General features: G+C 61.2%; 2 protein-coding genes. Both read right to left on the reverse strand.

The window, feature by feature from the left end; translation table 11 throughout:
- A partial coding sequence (locus B3C64_RS03890; protein ID WP_291533869.1) for a polyphenol oxidase family protein occupies nucleotides 1-719 on the reverse strand: 719 nt, incomplete at its 3' end.
- A gap of 29 nt (nucleotides 720-748) precedes the next feature.
- Nucleotides 749-2,317 (reverse strand): peptidase U32 family protein, encoded by a 1,569-nt coding sequence (locus B3C64_RS03895; RefSeq protein WP_291533870.1) that lies wholly within the window; start codon nucleotides 2,315-2,317, stop codon nucleotides 749-751.
- Nucleotides 2,318-2,689: the final 372 nt, after the last annotated feature.

The following is a 2,689-nucleotide window of genomic DNA, read 5'->3' on the forward strand; positions in this document are numbered from 1 at the left end:
GCGATGTCGATGCCCGGCTGGCCGAAACGGCTCAAGGTGAACGTGCCCGGGAACCGCGCGTCGAACTCGTCGGCGATGTCGCCACCGACCTCGTAGCAGTCGCCGCAGATGCACGGACCCAGCGTGGCGACGATGCGCTCGGTTCTGGCTCCTTTGGCGGTCATCCTGTCGATGGTCGCGCCGATCACACCGCGCTGCAATCCGCGACGTCCGCAATGCGCGGCGCCGATCACGCCTGCTTCGGGATCCGCCAGCAGCACCGGCAGGCAATCCGCGGCGAACATGCCCAAGGCCACGTTCCTCTGCGCGGTCACCTGGCCGTCCGCTTCGATGACGGACGGCTCCTCGTCCGATTCACCATCACCGGCCTTCGTGCCGGACACGTCGAAGCCGAACGGACGATTCAGCACGAACGAATCGTCCACATCGACGGCCCTGCCGGAATGCACCTGGCTGATCAGCGAGATCTTCGCGCCAAGCACGCCGGCGAGCGCCACGCGGTTGGCAAGCACATGCTCGGGATCGTCACCGGATTTGCCGCCGAGGTTGAAATGCGCGTAGTCGCCCTCGCTGACGCCGCCGAGACGCGTGGTGTAGACCACTTTGATGCCGGGTGCCAGCATGATGGGGATGGTGACGGGAATCGGATTGCCGTTCTTGTCGGTGGGCGCGATCGCGTTGCTGTCGAGGATCGCGTCGTCGTATTGGGTGTTGCTCATGGTCGTTTCCTTGGTGTGCCTTCCTTCGATTATTCGGCTTTGAGCGTCGGCTTCTTGGTGCGCGACCGGATGGCCGCGTTGACCGGCACTTCCTGCGGGCATGGCATGGAGAAGACATGCGCCGGATTGTTGATGGACTCGACCCAGTGGCCGTCGGCATCGCGGAATCCTCCGTCCGGGACGGTGTAGGCGAGCGGGGCTTTGCCGGGCAATACGAATTCGACCTCCTGGCCGGCTTCGATCTTGTTGCGGCTCATGATGGTGACGCGTCCGCCTTCCTCCGGGCTCCATGAGAGCACTTCGCCGACGACCAGCCATGCACGGAAGTACGCGGACCGGTCGGTGCTTTGCTGGACTTTGTGCTCCGGGTAGTAGAAGCCGGTGGAGTAGTCGCGGTGCGCCACTTTGTCTGGTTCTTCCAGCAGCCATTGCGGCAGGGTAATGTGCTCCGCGGGACGCACGCCGGCATGGTACCAGCCTTCCGGCAGTATTTCCGCGGCGGTGTTCGACTTGCGGCGGGTGCTGCGCGCATGATAGCTGAGGTTCTCCGGCTCCTTGTTGGGTTCCCGGTTGGCTTCAGCCGTGTCGATTCCTGCGGGGAATTCGTTTTCGATGTCCGGCTTGCCCGCGAACGCGCCATCCGCATGGCGCATGATCGCGTCCGCGGACGCCGGCTTGCCGTATTCCGGATCGCCCGGACGGATCACGCGGTCGTGGAACGGCTTGAGCGTGTTGCCTTCGGCGTCTTCGAATCCGCGCTGCACCATGTATGCGTTGACCGCCGTCTTGTAGGCGTTGGTCATCGCGGCGATGTAGTAGGCGCTTTTGGAACGTCCCTCGATCTTCAGGCTGGTCGCGCCGGAATCGATGAGGTCGTCGACGTGCGCCAGCATGTTCATGTCCTGCGAGTTGAACAGGTACGCGCCTTCCTTGGTCTGTTCGATCGGGAAGTACTGTCCGGGGCGCTTTTCCTCGACGATGGAATACTTCCAGCGGCATGGCTGGGCGCATTCGCCGTGGTTGCCGTCGCGTCCGGTCAGGTAGTTGGAGAACAGGCAGCGGCCGGAGAACGCCATGCACATCGCGCCGTGCACGAAACATTCGATGTCGAGGTCATCGGGGATGCGGGCGCGGATGTCGCGCACCGCCTGCAGATCCATCTCCCTTGCCAGGACCACACGGCGCGCGCCGAGTTCGTAGAACGCGTTGGCCGCCTGGTAGTTGGTCACGCCGGCCTGGGTGCTCACATGCAGTTCGAGGTTCGGGGCGATCTGCTTGGCCATAAGCATCACACCGATGTCGGAGACGATAAGGGCGTCCACACCGGTGTCTTTCAATCGGCCGAGGTATTCGCGCATCGCTTCGACCTCGTTGTTGCGCGGCAGCACATTGAAGGTGACGTACACGCGGGCGCCATGCTCGTGCGCGTATCGGCTTCCCTCCTCGAAATCCTCGAGACTCAGGTTCTTCGGCGCCGAACGCATGCCGAACGCCTTGCCGCCGCAATACACGGCGTCCGCGCCATAATCGACCGCGGTTTTCAGACCCCTCAGATTGCCTGCGGGGGCCAATACTTCAGGCTTGCTTCTTCTTTGCACGTATGTTCCTTTTACTCGCCGGCTCTGCGGTTATTGCTGTGATTCAGACCGTCTTTCATTGTCGTAGATTCACGGGACAGCCGGAATATTCCAAGATGATCGGCTTACCAACCAATCCGAATCAATCCAACCCCGGAAGAACCTAATCGACCGAACCAAGCCGGAACGGACAAATCCCACCAATCAATCCACCCCCCAAAAAAACTCTCAATCCCATCCTCGGTGCCAATTATGCCCGTACCAAATTCTTTGTGCGAAAGATGCAGAACACGCCCGGATTATTCAAGTCGAAACTGCATGTTCGGCACAACAAATTATCCGAGGTGGGTCATAACTGCATAATTGGCACGGCAAACCACAGGACTCGACAAA

It is taken from the genome of Bifidobacterium sp. UBA6881 (assembly GCA_002451435.1).
In the GTDB taxonomy this organism is placed as follows: Bacteria; Actinomycetota; Actinomycetes; order Actinomycetales; family Bifidobacteriaceae; genus Bifidobacterium.